Source organism: Nostoc cf. commune SO-36 (genome assembly GCF_023734775.1).
Lineage (GTDB): Bacteria > Cyanobacteriota > Cyanobacteriia > Cyanobacteriales > Nostocaceae > Nostoc > Nostoc commune_A.
Genome location: NZ_AP025732.1, coordinates 2,798,986 through 2,815,336, shown reverse-complemented (window position 1 = coordinate 2,815,336; position 16,351 = coordinate 2,798,986). Strand labels below are relative to the sequence as shown.

The following is a 16,351-nucleotide window of genomic DNA, read 5'->3' as shown; positions in this document are numbered from 1 at the left end:
TTTAACAAGTTTTGTGGTAGCGTCTAAATCCCGTTAGAAATCTTAATTACGAATTACGTTAGCGAAGCGGGGCGAAGCCCATTACGAATTATTTTAATATGCTTGTCAAGTCAACGCCTGCGGAACAAAGAACAGTCTTACACAACGTTAGCTGGGAAACCTTTGAAGCCTTGCTGAGAGATACAGGTGAGGACAGAGGCTCAAGGTTTGCTTACGACTGCGGTGTTTTAGAAATCATGACTCCACTTTTTGAACACGAAAATCCTAAAATTCAGTTTGACCGATTGATATTCGCTTTAGCAGTGGGATTAGAAACTAAAATTAGAAGTGCTGGTTCTACAACATTAAAACGTAAAACAATAACAAAGGGAATAGAACCCGATACTTGCTATTATATTCAAAATGAGCCAGCAATTAGAGGTAAGCAAGAATTAGATTTAAAAACAGACCCAGCACCGGATTTAGCAGTTGAAATTGATATTACTAGCAGTTCTGTTAATAAGCTTAATATTTATGCGGCTTTAGGTGTAGCAGAATTATGGAGATATGACGGCGAAGTTTTAAAATTTTATCAACTAATAGAAAGCGAATATATTGAGATTAAGTTGAGTATAGCTTTTCCTTTAATTTCTGTTATTGATATGAATAGATTTATTCAGCAAAGTAAAACTATGGATGAAATTGATCTGGTGCAATCCTTCAGCGCTTGGGTGCGTGGAAAGATAGCTTAAAATCATGAATTAATTACGAATTACGAATGATTTTAATATGCTTGTCAAATCAACGTCTGCTGAACAAAGAACAGTGTTACATAACATTAGCTGGGAAACCTTTGAAGCCTTGTTGAGAGATACAGGTGAGGATAGAGGTTCTCGCTTTGCTTATGACTGCGGTGTTTTAGAAATCATGACTCCACTTTTTGAACATGAAAACCCCAAAATTCAATTTGACCGTTTTATTCTAGTTTTAGCTGAAGAATTAGGAATTGAAATTAGAAGCGCTGGTTCTACAACATTGAAGCGGAAAATATCAAATCGGGGAATAGAGCCAGATACTTGCTATTATATTCAGAATGAACTAGCTATTAGGGGTAAGCAAACTTTAGATTTAGAAAATGATCCGCCGCCTGACTTAGCAATTGAGATTGACATTACCAGCAGTTCAGTTAACAAATTAGGGATTTATTCAGCGTTGGGTGTAACTGAACTTTGGAAATATGATGGACAAAATTTAAAATTTTATCAGTTGATAGAGGGAGAATATGTCGAGTGTAATTTTAGTATTGCCTTTCCTCTAATATCGGTGAGTGAGATAAGCAGATTTATTGAGCAGAGTAAAAGTATGGGTGAAATTGCTTTGCTCAAATCATTCCGCGCTTGGCTGAGAGAGAAGTTAGAGTAAATTATACTTCACTCATAAAGCTAATTACCAGATAATTTTGTCTAAAAAACATGTGCGCTTAGATTTACTTTTTAATTTTATTGAGGTTATCAGATAACCTATTAATAGCATCTAATTCTGTACCATATTTCATAATAGCTTCCCATTCTTGGACTAAATCTTCAAGCACTATCCAATTACATTTTTTATTCATCTTAAGAGCCTGAAAACTGGGTCTAGATAATTCCTTCTTAACTTTCGCAACGCGCGACTGAGGAACGACTACATAAAGTGGAAAATTCAAATTTGGAACAAGAGCAACTAAATCTGCCATTCTTAGCAAACCTGAGTAAATAGACGTAGTGAATTCAACCTCGAAAGCTGCTGTAATTGATTATCACCACTCAGCCACACTACATCTATAAACGCAATTGTTTTTTGTGCATCATCACGAATTCCTAATTGTGGCAAAGAATCCATACTCAAGCTGCCTAATTCTTCTTTTTGCCATATACGTGAGCGATCATTAGAAGCAATCCACACTGAGCCACAAAGCTGTTGACCTAATTTAGCTAATATCCACTGCATTTGTGTGTGTTGTGTTTCGCTATGTTGGGTTTCACTTATATTTTCAATACTGCTAATCATTTTGAAAGCCGCACTTACACTTTTGTGGTTCAATGTCTTTCGCAATGCCTCTGCTTTTGCAACATTACCAACTAAAAGTGCCTCATCAATAGCTGATACAACTTTACTAGCTTTTTCATAAGTCTTACCAGTTCCTATACCAACCCTCTTCCCTACAATGTCCCTAGTGTTTCCTACGCCAGATCCTTTCTTTGCCATAAGCATACGCTGACGAGAGTTAGTTCGCTCAATAGCCTCCCAAGTTAATCCTTCTCGACATTTTTGTTCTATAGTCTTTTCTCTGTTAGCATTCTCCAGTAACAGAGCTTCTAATTCAGCTATTCATCAGTAAACTCTTGTTCTTCAACGGGAACTGTTACCCACCCAAGAGATGACACTGCTTTCCAACGCCGATGTCCACTGATGATTGTACCCTCTGGTGTAACAATAAGCGGTTTGACCCATTTAGACCTTTCAATATCTTGAGCTAGTTGCTCAATATCTTCGTCGCCGTAAATACCTTCATTTTTTGGATGTGGATGAAGTTCACCAATCTTGCGTTCTTTAATCTGAATGTTTGCCATTTAGTATAATTACGAAGTCACACTGTGTCTGATGTACTACTCTAATCTAACAGTGGTGTTAATGTATTAAAAAGAGCAAAGAATCAAAATATATTGCTTGTTTGAGTCTAAATGCGATCGCACCTCATTCCTGAACGCCATGCAAGTGGAATTACTGCATTGTTTACTAGCTGCTAGAAAATTTACCGAATCAGGTAAACTTGATGCTTTACTTTATTGTGAATAAGATAAGTAATTTACAATCTAAAATAAGCTTATATTGAGCAACTACATTGGGCAAAGTAGCCGCTTTAAATGCTCTGTTTTGAGTGCTTGTTTTCCATCCCAGTCATCGGGGGAAACTACAAAAACGCGATTGCCGCCACAGAAGCAGCAAAGTACTTTCTTGATTTTGGTTTTTCTCTGTTCAAAGTTTGTCATTGCTACGTAGTTTACCGCCGTAAGCATCCCTCTTTGGTTTTGATGTGCATTAAACAATTATTGTCCATCTCTAAAACCCTACTTTTATAAGGGATTTGGGGCAATGACACGAACTCTTTAAAGTGGATAATAATACTTTAATAGGACTTACGCATTGACAGAATAACAAAATAGTGAATTCATAAATAAGGGTCGTCTACTTTACAGGTATCGGACAATTAGAGAAATTACTAAACCATCGACAGGACAATGCAATCTAGACCTCTACACCTTATTTTTGCTGTCAGAGCCAAAGTTTGGGGGGTGCAGTAGGTTGGCAGAGATATTGGGAGACGTTTCACATGATAGTGTGAATCGGTTTTTGTTGAGAGAGAGATACGAACCGAAAGATTTATTCAACATAGTAGAGAAAATCATTAATTTGGTAGGAGGGATATTAAGTGTAGACGATACAGTAATAGAAAAGATTTACAGCGACCCAAAAAATGCCGAATTAATCAGTTATTTTTGGTCAGGAAAAGCCCATAAAACTATTATTGGTTTAAATTTAATCACTTTATATTACAGCGATATTAATGGTAACTCAGTACCAATAAACTACAGAATATATGACAAAAAGGAGGGGAAAACAAAAAACGATTATTTTAGAGAAATGGTGAGTGAAATAATAAGCTGGGGAGTCAAACCAAGAATAATAACAGGAGATAGTTGGTATTCAGGAGTAGAAAATTTAAAATTTCTAAAAAACCAGAAATTGGGGTTTTCTATTCGGGATTGAAAAAAACAGAACTGTCTCAAATGAGCCACATAAGTATTGCCAGGTAAGTACTCTGGTGATTCCAGAGTCAGGATTAAGAACTCATCTGAAAGAATTTGGATTTATAAAGTTGTTTAGGAAAGACTTCAAGAAAGAAGACTCTAGACCGGAGGCGGAGCGTCTCCGGCTCCGCACTATATTTTCTATGTTCCAGATGAGGAAAGAATCAAGGATATAACTAGAAATGAATTTATCACAATTCATGATACCCATTGGGGAATTGAAACCTTTCATCGAGCCATAAAACAAGTATGTGGAATTTGTCGGTTCATGGTTAGGGATACCTATGCAATCAAGACTCACATATTTTGTTCACTTCAAGCTTTTATTAGATTGGAGTTTATGCGGTCTGAAAAAATAATTAGCAATTGGTACGAAGTACAACGGAATATGTTCACGTTAGGGACTTGCAAGAAAATAAAGTACCAGCTAAACAGGGACAATAGTAATATCCCATTTGGGTAATGTTTCAGAACGCTGCCATTGGGGTTGGTATTGTTCTAACTCTTGCGAGAGAACCTTGATTCCTTTGTGATATGTGGTTTGAACCAGATGTACAATGGGAGCAATTCCTTTCCAAGTCATATTGGCGGCCCATTGTGCTGCGGCGGCAACAGAATCTAAAATCGCACCATTCCAATAGTTCTCCAAGGCAGCCCAACACCGCTCTATTGGATTGTACTTGCTATGGTAAGGGGGATAATAAATCAGTCGAATTTTTAAATTAATTGCACAAGACAACTCAACCATGCGTTTGATAAATTGTGTGCGGTTACTGCGAGTAGCGGCACCGCCATCAAGATCAATCACCCACTCATCAAGTTCCAGGTAATTGTGTTGATTCTCATGCCACCAAGCGGTTAAACAATCGACGATAAAATCACTGGTTTCCGCCGACTGACCCAAGTAAATCGATAGCTGGTCATTATGTGTATTGAGAATGCCAAAGGGAACTAAGACTGATGACCACTGTGTATCGTGGTCATCAGCAGCTTTCGCCTCCATTGTCCGAGCTTTACCGCCTCTAGAAAGGTTGCCAATCTTCACCTTAGCTTTAGTATCTATAGACACTCGCAACGATTTGGGGTTTTCATCTGATGCCTGATTCTCCCGGAACACATTCTCGAAAATGGCATCAGTTTGCGGAATCTTTTTCAAGGGTTTCGTTTTTTGTGTTTTTTTAGGCGATACCCTAAGCGATTGAGAATTTCTCCACAAGTTTGACGAGATGGCAATTCGCTCTCGTTATAGCCATGAACACTTACTAATGCTTCTCTTACTGCTCTGGCACTAATGCGGGCATACAGAAAGGTCGATTGAAATTTAGGGTCGGCTTGAGCTTGAGCATCCACCAATGAACGAATATCTGCTTCTAAGTTGGGCAATACCTCAATACTATTGTGTCGTCCCCTTGCCTGATAATTCTCTACACAGACTATCCCCGTCCGCCTTTCATGCAAGCCGAGTTGCACACTCTGGCGATTCCATCCCATAACGGTTTCTGCAATGCGTGCTGAACTATCGAAGTAATCTTCGGTAACTTTTGCCATGAAATCTCGTTTGCGATTGCTAGTCAGTTTCTGTGCTGCATCTTTAAAGGTCGATTTGATGGTGTCGGTGAGCATGAATTGAGGGATTCCCATTCTAGATATTTAAACTAGGCGCGGACAGTTCACCGCTTCTTCTCTTCTAGAATGGCTGGTATTTTATTTTCTTGCAAGTCCCTTAGTTGTACGTGAGCATATTTTTGCAAACCTTAGCAGTGATGGCATTATCTAGACTTCATAGATGATTCTTTTTGTCAATGCGTAAGTCCTATTTAATGTACAGGAATGTGAAAATTTACCCCAACTTTGGTATTCTAAGAATTAAAAAATGAGAAAATTGTCTGAAAAAATTAGATTATGTCACACGAATCCATTTTCGATAGCATAACAAGCAAATCTAACTTAGTTTCGTTTAAGTTAGAAGACATTCGACTTCAAGTGGAGAATAACGAAGTTGCTGATGTTACAGTTAACTTGGATTATATCGATGGGCTGAACCCAAGTGAATTAAAAAATGTCGTACCCATTGCTAATAAGATCAAAGATTACCTGACCAATTATCCAAATAATCCCAATGACTTATTTGAAGTTATCAATCGCAATCTCACGGAAGAACTGCTAACTGATGACAATTTAGGGCTTTCTGAGGTGCTAGACTCTTTAAGTGTGAATCTTGATGTCGCACCTGCCATTATTCCTTTCCAATTTGACAGCACAAGTACTCGTACCCAAAATAGTGACATAAACGATATTATTTCATTTCGTTTAGAAGACGTTACATCTCCAATTGATGGTGGTATAGTTGCCGATGTAACTGTTAATTTAGATTATGTTGATGGAATTGACTCAAGTGTATTTAAAGATGTCATACCCATCGGTAATTACATTAAAGATTTCTTGGCAAATTATCCAGTAGAAGCAGGTCTTTATGAAGTCCTCAATCGCAACCTTACCCAAGGATTACTAAATGATAGCAATATAGGGCTATCTGGGGTATTGGACTCATTAAGCGTTAATCTGGATGTGTCGCCAAAAATTATTCCTTTCCAATTTGACACCACAAATACTCGTACCCCAAATGGTAACATAAATGATATTATTTCATTTCGTTTAGAAGACGTTACATCTCCAATTGATGGTGGTATAGTTGCCGATGTAACTGTTAATTTAGATTATGTTGATGGAATTGACTCAAGTGTATTTAAAGATGTCATACCCATCGGTAATTACATTAAAGATTTCTTGGCAAATTATCCAGTAGAAGCAGGTCTTTATGAAGTCCTCAATCGCGACCTTACCCAAGGATTACTAAATGATAGCAATATAGGGCTATCTGGGGTATTGGACTCATTAAGCGTTAATCTGGATGTGTCACCAAAAATTATTCCTTTCCAATTTGACACCACAATTACCCGCACAGCCAATGGTGATATTAATGATATTGTCTCATTTCAATTAGAAGATATTTTACTTCCTATTGACGGTGCTAGTGTTGCTGATGTCGCCGTCAACTTGGATTATATTGATGGAATCGACCCAAGCGGCTTCAAAGATGTCATCTCTCTTGGTAATTTCATTGAAGATTATCTTACAAATTATTCTCATCCCAATGACTCTTTTGAAGTCGTAAACAACAATTTAGGCAATGCATTGCTAACTGATTCTAATCTAGGACTTTCCTCGGTGCTAGACTCACTAACTGTTACGTTAGGTGCATCACCTGGTGTTATTCCTTTTCAATTTAACAATACTGTCACCCTTACCCCAATTGGGACTACAATCTTTGGAGGAAGCGAATTTACTCAGTTTTGTGATATCTACGGTATTGTCTAGGTTAACGGAGGGTGATAGGAGGTAACAGGATTTGGGATAATTTATCCAATCACTAGTAAGAGTGTAATCAAAGCGATCGCACCCCACAAAATCAACTCAAAGAATCTGGATCTATCCCCAACCTTCGCAATTCTTGTGCCAGCCTGTCGGCGCGTTGTTCGGCAGTGGTAGCGCGTTGTTCGGCAGCGATCGCTCGTTCTTCTGGTGTTAAATATCTGACTCCTTGTTTGTCATACCAATACAACCAATCCCGCGTAATTCCCTGATAGGTTCCCCGTTCATGACCAATTCCTAAACCTATCTCTGTTAACCAAACAGGATTTCCTCGCTGCAATACATATTCACCATTTACTAATCGGTAAACTTCTAAAGGCGCTTTTCTACGGCGTTGGGGATTATAAACAACATAATACAAAATCTCCATCTCAGCATACATTTTATTTTTGCTGCTGTATTCCCCACGCCGTTTATGAGAAACCACCTCCAGCGCCACGATTGGCATAACTCTTTCTTCCCACAACACATAACTCAAGCGCAAGTTTTCATCAAAAACTCGCTCGACTCCTAAGCTTAAAAACCCATCGGGTACAATCGGCAGTAATTCGGGATCGTAATATATCCCCATATCAACCCCAAAAAACCAATCCATCCGGTTTGTCCACAAACAAGCGAGGATGGCTTTGAGCAAGCTGGGAATTAAATCTTGTAGTTCATTGTCCACAGGTGTATAGTCAGAATCGGGCAGATCCTCGGCGGAGGGTAAGCAGTGCAATGGGTTGTAATTTAACATGGTGGGTGCGATCGCAAACTTATAATATTGATGATATCTATCCACCTCTGACTTTTTCTTGCGATAATTCCCAAGGGGGACGCGCTCTCCACTGGCTACTATAAAGAGGGATAGATGACACTCAAGCGATTAGTTTTAATTTTTATACTGACACCGATAGCAGTTCTGTTGGCAGTTTCGGCTTTATTCAGTAGTTGGCAAGAACCTCAGTTTCAAAGTCGCCTAGAACTATACCAAACTAATATTGCTTTACAAGCTCAAGCTTGGCAATCAGAAGATAGCAGCGATCGCAATCTCCAGGCGGTTCAGGAAGCAATACTTGGTGAGCAACCCCTGGAAAGCGCCACAAAGCAGTATCAAGAGGCGCGTCAATCAGTTGCAGCTAATTTAGACAAAGTTAATAATAAACTTGCACAATTACGTTCTCAACCTGAAATAACTCCCATACCTGCGAAACCTTTACCGGATGTTCCCCGCACTACTAAAACTTCTAAACAGGGACAGCAAGAGTTACAGCAGTCCCTCAAACAATTACAAAAATTACTGGTTGAATTAGACTTGCGCCTAGGAATTTTACAAGCACAACAAGGACAGACGGATACAGCACTCAAAACTTGGAGCGAATTACAACAACGCTCAGATATCAATCCAGAATTTGAAGAAACCGCAGCTGTATTAAGTGGACTGTGGAGCAATCCTCCTCGTCTGCTTCAAAATTCTCAAGAACGGATTCAAAAGAATTTAGAAGGTTGGTTTCGCTCTACTGCTTTGGTTCAGCTATACCAACTCCAGCAACGACAAGACGCTTTATCAGCAGTTAAAGCTGCACTACAAGAATCTTCGGCTCAAGCAGTAATGAAATTAGCAGTTATTGGCACTATCCCCACTTTGGCAGCTTTAATTGGTTTAATACTGCTGATTTTCTTAGTTGCTCAACGCTTGTTAAAAGGAAAAGCCTCGTTACTAGCTCAAAATGCTGATGTCCCTTGGTCAACACCTTGGGATGGTGAAACCATTTTACAGGTTTTTATCGTCGGCTTTTTCTTCATGGGGCAAATTTTTGTCCCTTTATTGCTATCGCTGCTCCCCATCCCTCGTCCTGTGGGTGATGTGCGACTTCAGGCTTTTTATGTTTTAGTTAGTTACTTTCTAGTCGCATTGGGTGCGCTGTTAGTGCTGTATTTTTCTCTCAAGAGCTTTTTTCCGTTACCAGAATTTTGGTTTCGCTTCCGTTTTCAAGATAAATGGTTTTTGTGGGGACTAGGAGGCTATTGCGCGGCTTTACCTATAGTTGTGGTGGTATCTTTAATCAATCAACAGCTATGGCAAGGACAGGGTGGTAGTAACCCTCTATTGCAATTAGCGCTGGAAAGCCAAGATGGTGTAGCACTTGGCATATTTTTCTCCACAGCAGCGATCGCAGCTCCATTTTTTGAAGAAATTCTGTTTCGCGGCTTTTTGCTACCCTCTTTAACTCGCTACTTACCCGTGTGGGGAGCGATTCTAATCAGTAGTTTGTTGTTTGCGATCGCTCACCTCAGCTTGTCAGAAATTCTTCCCCTCACGGCATTGGGGATCGTTTTAGGCGTAGTTTACACGCGATCGCGCAACCTCCTTGCTCCTATGCTCCTCCACAGTCTGTGGAATAGTGGTACATTATTAAGTTTATTCGTTTTAGGTAGCAATTAGTACAAAATAATTACTGTTGCCAAAAATAAAAATATCTGATTCTATCTGCTTATGTAAGAACAATTTACTAGTTATATCTCGTTGTTGGTGCGATCGCGTTTCACGCCCCCTGGAAGCGATAGCGAAAAAATCCGGAAATAATACTGATGGACTTGTAAAAAGTGATGTAGCAGTTTTCGCTGATTATTGAGGTTCATTCTTCTCAAGATAAAGCGAAATTGCCGCACCAGGGTTTGCGATCGTCAAATCTACCAAAAGTTATTAAGGATAAGGAGCGCCAGATTTTCCGGTATAGTCGGGAGAAATTTTAACGTACCCTCTGAAATAGAAATACGCTGATTTTGGCTATTTATCTTGGGGCTTACTTGTACTTAAAAAATTAAAAATATATGTATTAAGCAAGTAAATGTATTTGCTTTGATTACAATAAAGACTTTATTTTTATACCTCACTTATCAAGGAGCAGCACTTAATATGTCAAATTTCAACCCCACTCACCCTACCAAACAACTTCTAGCTGGTTACTGTGGCATTATCCTGGGAGGATTTGGGGTTCATAAATTTATTCTAGGATACGCTCCAGAAGGTTTTATCATGTTGGTGATTTCTGTAGTCGGAGGTTCTTTTACTTACGGGATTGCCTTGTTAGTTATGCTACTGGTCGGTTTAATTGAAGGTATGATCTACTTGAATAAGCCGCCTGAAGAATTTGTAAATACCTACTTTGTGAATAAGCAGGGCTGGTTCTAAAAATTTATAAGTAAGTGGGTTAAATTAAATATAAAATCTCAGGCGTTGCCCAATTGCGGTATGAATCCAGATGTAGAGATGTTGCAATGCAAAGTCTCTACAAGGATTTTGATATCATGCAGAATCATTTTCATACATGAAATCAGCAACGCCAAATCTCACCCTCAATTTCTCTTCTTGCTAAACAGAGGGATTGAGGGTGAAGTTTGATCTTATAAAGTACTTATTTCTATTCTGGATGAGTTAAAATTTGACAATTTATTACTATTAGATATATGCAGATGCCAAGTAAGAATAATTACATTAAAATTGGTGATGTTATTTATAGTTGAGGAGTATTCTCATAGTGTCTAACATTAACCCCAGTGATGGTAGCAGCAAAAAAATTGCAGCTGGCATCTGCGCTATCTTGTTAGGAGGATTAGGTATTCACAAGTTTATTCTTGGTTACACTACCGAAGGTCTAATCATGCTGCTTGTTACCATACTCACATGTGGTTTTGGTGGGGTAATAATGGGAGTTGTTGGTTTGGTTGAGGGTATTATCTACTTAACCAAGACTGATGAAGAATTCCTCAATGCTTACATCGTCGAGAAGAAAGGCTGGTTTTGATTGCCGTTTTAATTTAATGTGCATTGGTGTTTCAATTATCTCCTTATCCTTTGTCATCCCACGGTAAATTAGTTCGTTGGGGTTTACTAGGATTCTCCTGTACACCCCTAATTGGTACTTATTTTTATCACCAAGGCTATAGAATAGGATTCTTAGTTTGTCCAATACGGCATTTGACTGGAATTCCATGTCCAACTTGTGGGATGACTCGCTCTTTTATAGCTATTGCCCAAGGAGATTTGGTTCAAGCAGTAGCAGAAAATTTATTCGGCCCAGTTTTATTTGCTAGTTTTGTAATTGTGGCAATTCATATAGCTCTGGAACTACTGACAAAACGTCGAATTACAGCATTTTATTCTCATCTAGTCAAACAAAGAAAATTACAGATTATAGGGCTATTTTCAGTTTTAACCTACCATATTATCCGTTTGTATAATATGTCACAAACAGAGGAAATGTATCTTTCTTTTATTAACTCACCCTTGGGTAAACTTCTTTTTTGAATAACAATGAATTGAAGTTATTGCTTATTCTGTACAGATTTATAGGTATAACTAGATATTTTTGCTAAAAAATTCTGAATTCTATTGCTATGCTAACCATTAAACGTAAACAGCTGATCTGGATACTCTTCTTGTTATTGGGCTTTGGCTATTTCAGCGCCATGTCTAATTTGGAAATTGACAATTTTTGGAAAAGCCTGATTGTTCTCATGCCAATGCAGGTTGGAGCTATCATTTATGTGACTTATCTACGCTGGAGCCGTGATTGACCCTTAGCGAGATACGAGAAATTAAGAAATTTAATAGGGTTGACATACAGTCGTAGTTCCATATTTAGCCTACGCTCAAATTAGAGACGCTTTTAGTCAGGCGTTGAATTTCTGTAGCGAATCTAAACACTTGCCATGCAACTTGTCCCAAAAACTAACCTAGTCCCAGAATTTGACCCAATTTTAGAGAAAATTATTCTCGATGTTGGGGGTATGAAGTGTGCGGGGTGTGTGAATGCAGTAGAGCGACAGCTAACCCAACATCCAGGAGTCAAGAGTGCCTGTGTGAACCTGGCCACAGAGGTAGCAGTTGTAGAGTCAGAAACTGGTGCAGTAGATGCAGATGCACTAGCACAGAGATTAACAGCCGTTGGATTCCCGACTCAACCCCGAAAACCTAATGGCGCAGTCGCAGGCGAGATATCTACCTTACTAGACCCAGCAGAACGACAACGCCGAGAAATGCGCTCTTCTTTTAGGCAGTTAGCGATCGCTGCAATCTTACTATTATTATCGGGAAGTGGACATTTTGGTAATCTTGGTAGCTCAGTGCTACCAGTGCTAAATAACATCTGGTTTCACTGTGGACTGGCGACAGTAGCGCTATTAATTCCCGGCCGCCCGATTTTAGTAGATGGCTGGCTGGGCTGGCGGCGAAATGCGCCTAACATGAACACTCTGGTGGGCTTAGGAACGCTGACAGCCTACATTGCTAGTTTAGTCGCGCTGCTCTTTCCAAAAATGGGTTGGGAGTGCTTCTTTGACGAACCAGTGATGATGCTGGGTTTTATTCTTTTGGGAAGGACATTAGAACAACAAGCTAGAGGTCGCGCTGCTGCCGCATTTAGGAAATTGCTAGCACTCCAGCCACAGGTAGCGCGATTGATTGCCAACCCAGAAAAAGGAGGAATGGGATCTTCTAGCGTGGAGATTCCTGCTGAACAGGTGCGTGTTGGTGAATGGGTACAAGTGCTGCCAGGTGATAAAATCCCTGTCGATGGTGAAGTAGTGGTTGGTAAAACAACGGTGGATGAATCCATGTTGACTGGGGAAGCCGTGCCAGTGATTAAGCAACCAGGCGATATGGTGACAGGAGGGACGCTAAACCAGTCAGGAGCGATCGCTATTCAGACAACCCGGACTGGAAGTGATACAACTTTAGCTCGAATTGTCGCCCTAGTCGAAGCCGCCCAAACTCGAAAAGCTCCAGTACAGAAATTAGCAGATACAGTAGCTGGTTACTTTACCTACGGAGTGCTGACGGCATCTGTATTAACATTTGTCTTTTGGTACTTTTTCGGCACTCACATCTGGGCTAATGTCAGCATGTCTGGTGGCATGGAAATGATGAGCCACGCTACATATCAAGCTCCCCACTCCCCTTTATTAATTAGTTTAAAACTAGCGATCGCAGTTATGGTAGTCGCCTGCCCCTGTGCTTTGGGACTTGCCACACCAACAGCAATTCTTGTCGGGACTGCTATGGGCGCAGAACGGGGTCTATTAATCAAAGGCGGCGACGTTTTAGAAAAAGTACACCAGTTAAACACCGTAGTCTTTGATAAAACTGGCACTTTGACCACGGGTAATCCCATCGTTACAGATTGTCTGTTAATTGGAGGAGATGAGGTAGTAAGCGAACATCATTATTCTTCCTCATCCCCCTCATCCCTAATTCAACTAGCAGCCGCAGTAGAAAGCGGTACTCACCACCCCCTAGCAAGAGCGATTCAGCAAGAAGCACAACAGCAACAATTATCTATTCCAGAGGCTGTGGACTTTCACACAGAACCAGGACTAGGGGTATCTGCTGTGGTAGAAGACAAAGTTGTACTATTAGGTAACTGGGACTGGTTGAGTTGGCACGGCATTGCTATTAACGAAACTGCACAACAGGTAGCACAGGATTTGGCAACAGATGGCAAAACAGTCGTTTGCGTAGCAGTTGGGGGAACTTTAGCCGGGTTAATTGCTGTTTCTGATACCCTCAGACCAGATGCTCAATCCACCGTAGACAAATTGCGTCAGATGGGTTTACGGGTAATGCTGCTCAGTGGCGATCGCCAAGAAGCAGCTAACGCCATAGCCAAACAACTAGGTTTAGATAGTGCTGATGTCATAGCAGGTGTTCCCCCAGCTAAAAAAGCGGCTGCAATACAAGCACTCCAGTTAGAAGGCACAAGGAGACAAGGAGACAAGGGAACAAAGAAAACTCCCCACTCAATAATCGCAATGGTAGGAGATGGAATCAACGATGCTCCAGCTTTATCCCAAGCAGATGTAGGAATTGCTTTACACTCCGGGACAGATGTAGCAATGGAAACTGCTGAAATTGTCCTAATGCGCGATCGCTTAAACGATGTCGTCGAATCTATTCAGCTTAGTCGCGCCACTTTCAACAAAATCCGCCAAAATTTATTCTGGGCTTTTGCATATAATACAGTTGGGATACCTTTAGCAGCAGGCGTTTTGTTCCCTAGTCTGGGTTTTGTTCTTAACCCCTCTGGTGCTGCTGCATTAATGGCTTTTAGCTCTGTTAGCGTCGTCACAAACTCAATATTATTACGGCGATTAGCTCATCACTCGTAGAATACTTTTTTACACCTAAAATTTCCAAGCACAAATCTTGGTTATTCCTATCTGAAGTTAAACTGAGTCGCACAAAGCTTCTTCAAACACTTGACAAAGCTATCTAGCTAGTGGAGTAGAACGGCCATGTTCTACTCTTTCAAGGTATTATGCAATTTTAAAGCTTATTTAGATCACCACCACAAACTTATGGTGCGCGAAAATAGCAGGATACGATACTAAAAAAATTTTTGAGTAAAAAATCACAGTTCCACCGATTTGTCAATGGCAGCAGAAACCAATGAAAACCATCTACTGATTATTGAAGACGATCAAGGTCGCAAAGAATTTTCTCTGGAGCACCCCGTCTACTCTATCGGTAGAGATCGCGAATGTAATATCCGTTTAATGTCGCAGTTTGTCTCCCGCCGCCATGCCACATTAGTAAGATTGCCACGAGAGCATAATAGTCATAGCTACTATTATCGGATTGTAGATGGCGATGCCAAAGGTAAGCCTAGTTCTAATGGTTTAATGATTAATGGACGCAAGATACCAGCCCACGATCTCAGAAATGAAGACGAGATCGTTTTTGGCCCTCAAGTACGTGCCATTTATTACCTTAAAGGTTTGGCTGAGGTAGAAAATGAAAGTCGCAATTACTGGAGCAACAGGATTTGTCGGTAATCTTTTGGTACGACGACTCCACGGAGAAAGTCATAAAATAGTGGTATTAACTCGGAATACTGCTCTTGCTCAAAAGGTTTTTCCATCTGGGGCTTTCCCAAATCTAGAAATTGTTTCCTATACACCAAATGCTTCTGGTTCTTGGCAAAGTGTCATCGCTAGTTGTGATGGCGTAGTTAATCTGGCAGGAGAACCCATTGGTGAAGGACGCTGGACACCAGAACGCAAACAAGAAATCCTCAACAGCCGGAAGCTAGGTACACAAAAAATAGTTGAAGCAATAACCAACGCAAAAACCAACGCTAATTCTAAAACTAGCGTGTTAATTAACGCTTCGGCTATTGGTTATTACGGCACTAGTGAAACGGCAACCTTTGAGGAAACAAGTCTATCTGGTAAGGATTTTCTTGCCCAAGTCTGCCAAACTTGGGAAGCAGAAGCGAAAAAGGTAAAAGATGCTGGTGTGCGGCTAGTGATTCTGCGTTTTGGGATTGTTTTGGGTAATGGTGGCGTTTTAGGTAAGATGATTCCGCCTTTTAAACTCTTCGCTGGTGGGCCTATTGGCAGTGGGCGTCAGTGGTTCTCATGGATTCACGTAGACGACTTAGTTAGCTTAATTGTGCAAGCTTTAACTAAACCGGAAATAGAAGATGTATATAATGCCACTGCCCCGAACCCAGTCAAAATGGCAGATTTAAGCCAAACTCTGGGACAAGTCATGAATCGCCCTTCTTGGTTGCCTGTTCCTGCTTTTGCAATTGAAGCTCTTTTAGGAGACGGGGCTATAGTAGTTTTAGAAGGTCAGAAAGTCATCCCCAAGCGCATACTGGAGACAGGCTTTGAGTACAAATATCCAAATTTGCAATCAGCGCTAACACAAATTCTTAATTAAAAGGGAGTGGGGAGGGGGGAATGATTCCAGCACAAAATAACAAGAGTAGTTTATTACTCTCTTTAAATTTTATCTGCAAGTGCGATCGCACCGCCTCCCCACAAATCGAAAAACTCCACAGCACATTGTTAAAACCACTACTCTATTGCTTCAAAATCAATATTCATGTTATGTCTACGCCTAAAAATAAGAAACAATTGCGCGTATTTACTGATTAATATGAAGATTTTACCAAGTTAAGATGTAACTATATAGCAATTCTATAAATTATTTATATATTAGACTTTCCAGAATTTGTTAGGGAATGGGAAACTGAAGTTTGGTATAAAGGATATGGAGTGTCTTGGTTCCATCAATATTGCTTTGATAACAGGCTTATAGA

General features: G+C 40.1%; 16 protein-coding genes and 2 pseudogenes. 12 read left to right on the top strand and 6 right to left on the bottom strand.

What is annotated here, in order from left to right; translation table 11 throughout:
- Positions 1-98: 98 nt before the first annotated feature.
- Together ANSO36C_RS12415 and ANSO36C_RS12410 are read left to right on the top strand one after the other, a co-directional pair.
- Positions 99-731 (top strand): Uma2 family endonuclease, encoded by a 633-nt coding sequence (locus tag ANSO36C_RS12415; RefSeq protein ID WP_251959776.1) that lies wholly within the window; start codon positions 99-101, stop codon positions 729-731.
- Positions 732-768: 37 nt separating this feature from the next.
- Entirely contained in the window at positions 769-1,401 is a 633-nt protein-coding gene (locus ANSO36C_RS12410; protein ID WP_251959775.1) for a Uma2 family endonuclease, read from the top strand.
- Positions 1,402-1,465: 64 nt separating this feature from the next.
- Here ANSO36C_RS12410 and ANSO36C_RS12405 read toward each other — a convergent pair whose 3' ends face one another.
- From ANSO36C_RS12405 to ANSO36C_RS12395, 3 genes are all read right to left on the bottom strand, one after another.
- Positions 1,466-1,714 carry a hypothetical protein gene (locus tag ANSO36C_RS12405; protein WP_251959774.1) on the bottom strand — a complete coding sequence of 83 codons (249 nt, stop codon included), beginning with the start codon at positions 1,712-1,714 and terminating at the stop codon, positions 1,466-1,468.
- 2 nt (positions 1,715-1,716) lie between these two features.
- Positions 1,717-2,226: a hypothetical protein gene (locus ANSO36C_RS12400; protein ID WP_251959773.1), complete on the bottom strand. Its 510-nt coding sequence runs from the start codon at positions 2,224-2,226 to the stop codon at positions 1,717-1,719.
- Positions 2,227-2,345: 119 nt separating this feature from the next.
- Positions 2,346-2,591: a ParB N-terminal domain-containing protein gene (locus ANSO36C_RS12395; protein ID WP_251959772.1), complete on the bottom strand. Its 246-nt coding sequence runs from the start codon at positions 2,589-2,591 to the stop codon at positions 2,346-2,348.
- 97 nt (positions 2,592-2,688) lie between these two features.
- Between ANSO36C_RS12395 and ANSO36C_RS33885 the strand changes: the two genes are divergently transcribed.
- Positions 2,689-2,817, top strand: a complete 129-nt coding sequence (locus ANSO36C_RS33885; protein WP_267145369.1) for a hypothetical protein — start codon at positions 2,689-2,691, stop codon at positions 2,815-2,817.
- Between the two features lie 41 nt (positions 2,818-2,858).
- Here the strand turns inward: ANSO36C_RS33885 and ANSO36C_RS12390 are convergent, their stop codons facing one another.
- Positions 2,859-3,011, bottom strand: coding sequence for a hypothetical protein (locus ANSO36C_RS12390; RefSeq protein WP_251959771.1), 153 nt, complete (start codon positions 3,009-3,011; stop codon positions 2,859-2,861).
- A gap of 217 nt (positions 3,012-3,228) precedes the next feature.
- On the opposite strand from ANSO36C_RS12390, the pseudogene ANSO36C_RS12385 reads away from it, so the two are divergent.
- Positions 3,229-4,293, top strand: a pseudogene (locus ANSO36C_RS12385) (IS701 family transposase).
- Here ANSO36C_RS12385 and ANSO36C_RS12380 read toward each other — a convergent pair.
- Positions 4,258-5,321, bottom strand: a pseudogene (locus tag ANSO36C_RS12380) (ISAzo13 family transposase). The pseudogenes ANSO36C_RS12385 and ANSO36C_RS12380 overlap by 36 nt on opposite strands.
- A 411-nt stretch (positions 5,322-5,732) precedes the next feature.
- On the opposite strand from ANSO36C_RS12380, the gene ANSO36C_RS12375 reads away from it, so the two are divergent.
- Complete coding sequence (locus ANSO36C_RS12375) at positions 5,733-7,208, top strand: hypothetical protein (protein WP_251959770.1); 1,476 nt, start codon at positions 5,733-5,735, stop codon at positions 7,206-7,208.
- A 91-nt stretch (positions 7,209-7,299) separates the two neighbouring features.
- On the opposite strand, the gene ANSO36C_RS12370 is transcribed toward ANSO36C_RS12375, so the two are convergent.
- Positions 7,300-7,998, bottom strand: coding sequence for a Uma2 family endonuclease (locus tag ANSO36C_RS12370; RefSeq protein WP_251960320.1), 699 nt, complete (start codon positions 7,996-7,998; stop codon positions 7,300-7,302).
- A gap of 114 nt (positions 7,999-8,112) precedes the next feature.
- Here ANSO36C_RS12370 and ANSO36C_RS12365 point away from each other — a divergent pair, with 114 nt between their 5' ends.
- From ANSO36C_RS12365 to thyD, 7 genes are all read left to right on the top strand, one after another.
- Complete coding sequence (locus ANSO36C_RS12365; protein ID WP_251959769.1) at positions 8,113-9,687, top strand: CPBP family intramembrane glutamic endopeptidase; 1,575 nt, start codon at positions 8,113-8,115, stop codon at positions 9,685-9,687.
- A 474-nt stretch (positions 9,688-10,161) separates the two neighbouring features.
- On the top strand, positions 10,162-10,437 hold the full coding sequence (locus tag ANSO36C_RS12360) for a TM2 domain-containing protein (protein ID WP_251959768.1): 276 nt from the start codon (positions 10,162-10,164) through the stop codon (positions 10,435-10,437).
- A gap of 346 nt (positions 10,438-10,783) precedes the next feature.
- Positions 10,784-11,050, top strand: coding sequence for a TM2 domain-containing protein (locus ANSO36C_RS12355; RefSeq protein WP_251959767.1), 267 nt, complete (start codon positions 10,784-10,786; stop codon positions 11,048-11,050).
- 26 nt (positions 11,051-11,076) lie between these two features.
- Positions 11,077-11,553, top strand: a complete 477-nt coding sequence (locus ANSO36C_RS12350) for a DUF2752 domain-containing protein (protein WP_251960319.1) — start codon at positions 11,077-11,079, stop codon at positions 11,551-11,553.
- A gap of 404 nt (positions 11,554-11,957) precedes the next feature.
- A complete protein-coding gene (locus tag ANSO36C_RS12345; RefSeq protein ID WP_251959766.1) occupies positions 11,958-14,411 on the top strand; it encodes a heavy metal translocating P-type ATPase in 2,454 nt (817 codons plus the stop codon).
- Between the two features lie 264 nt (positions 14,412-14,675).
- Complete coding sequence (locus ANSO36C_RS12340) at positions 14,676-15,077, top strand: FHA domain-containing protein (RefSeq protein ID WP_251959765.1); 402 nt, start codon at positions 14,676-14,678, stop codon at positions 15,075-15,077.
- Positions 15,037-15,969, top strand: coding sequence for a thylakoid membrane protein ThyD (gene thyD / locus ANSO36C_RS12335; RefSeq protein ID WP_251959764.1), 933 nt, complete (start codon positions 15,037-15,039; stop codon positions 15,967-15,969). The genes ANSO36C_RS12340 and thyD overlap by 41 nt, the downstream gene beginning before the upstream one ends.
- Positions 15,970-16,351: the final 382 nt, after the last annotated feature.